The organism is Acinetobacter sp. 228 (assembly GCF_048147885.1).
This window is the reverse complement of sequence record NZ_JAYWYV010000536.1, coordinates 1-1,081: the sequence shown is the minus strand read 5'-3', so window position 1 is coordinate 1,081 and position 1,081 is coordinate 1. Positions and strand designations below refer to the sequence as shown.

Sequence of the window (1,081 nt, the reverse complement as noted above, 5' to 3'; positions counted from 1 at the left end):
AATACGTACGGCTTGATTTTGCTGTCGTAGTTTTTAGTAATTAAATCAGAAGTAACATAGAAGTTACCGTTGATTTGTTTTTGTTTATATTCAGCACCAGCAGAAGCGCCGTCTACGTCGCCTTTAACTTGGTTATATTCAGCTTCGAAACCTAACCATGGAGTTAACTCGATACCAAGAGCTGCGCCAACGAATAAATCGTCTTGTAACTCAGGACCGTTAGTTAAGTTACCATCTTTACCGCCATTGTTGTGTTGGCTGTCTTGGAAAGTGTAACCAAGCAATAATGGAGTAACTGTTACGCCAGCATTAGCAGCAGCTAATGGAGCAGCAACAAGCATAGTAGCAAGTGCAATACGACTCAATTTCATGGATATCCTCCAGAGATAACAATTGTTGTTCAAGCTCAGCCTAAATTTATTGGCCCCTGAGATATTTTTTTACCCCAGTATTATTTTTAAGCTATTCACATTTGAATCATACAAACACTTGATAGACTTTCCAAGTGCTTGATAATTTTAATCAAGTAAATTATTGACAAAATTACTTACAATTTCCGTTGTAATTCGGTAATTTTTTACCCAACTAGCAAATATGAATAACTTCTTTGTTTCGCTTGCCGTGATTTTACCAGTATTCTAGCCGACTGATAACCCTTATTTAATTTTGTGTTTCCTCATTATAAAAAATAATATAAATCATTGTCAGAAAACATAAAATTGCTCTATTTATACATATATTAAGGTTTTTTAATGTTTAAATCTCCTGGTTTTACTATAGTTGAGCTCACTATAACACTCGTAATTCTTGTGATTATGTCAGTTATAGCCATTCCTTTATACCATCAATTTATGGCATCTGTAGAACTAAAAAATACGCCGCGCATACTCACAATTCATATACAAAAAGCCAAATATGACGCAATTATTAGGCATAAGAATGTTGTTCTTTGTCCAAGTTCTGATCAATTGGTCTGCAATACGAATTGGGATAACCGCGTAATCAGCTTTGTAGATAATAACCGTAATCTACAGCATGATTTAGATGAAGAATTATTGACCTCTATAGATCTTAACCATCA

Annotated in this window: 2 protein-coding genes; one reads left to right on the top strand and one right to left on the bottom strand. The window is 34.4% G+C overall.

Annotated elements, in window-relative coordinates:
- The coding region (locus VXQ92_RS20575) for an outer membrane beta-barrel protein (RefSeq protein ID WP_416683027.1) at window positions 1–371 on the bottom strand (371 nt) is incomplete at its 3' end.
- Between the two features lie 381 nt (window positions 372–752).
- Between VXQ92_RS20575 and VXQ92_RS20570 the strand changes: the two genes are divergently transcribed.
- Window positions 753–1,081, top strand: a 329-nt coding sequence (locus VXQ92_RS20570) for a pilus assembly FimT family protein (protein ID WP_416683026.1), incomplete at its 3' end; no start/stop codon positions are given.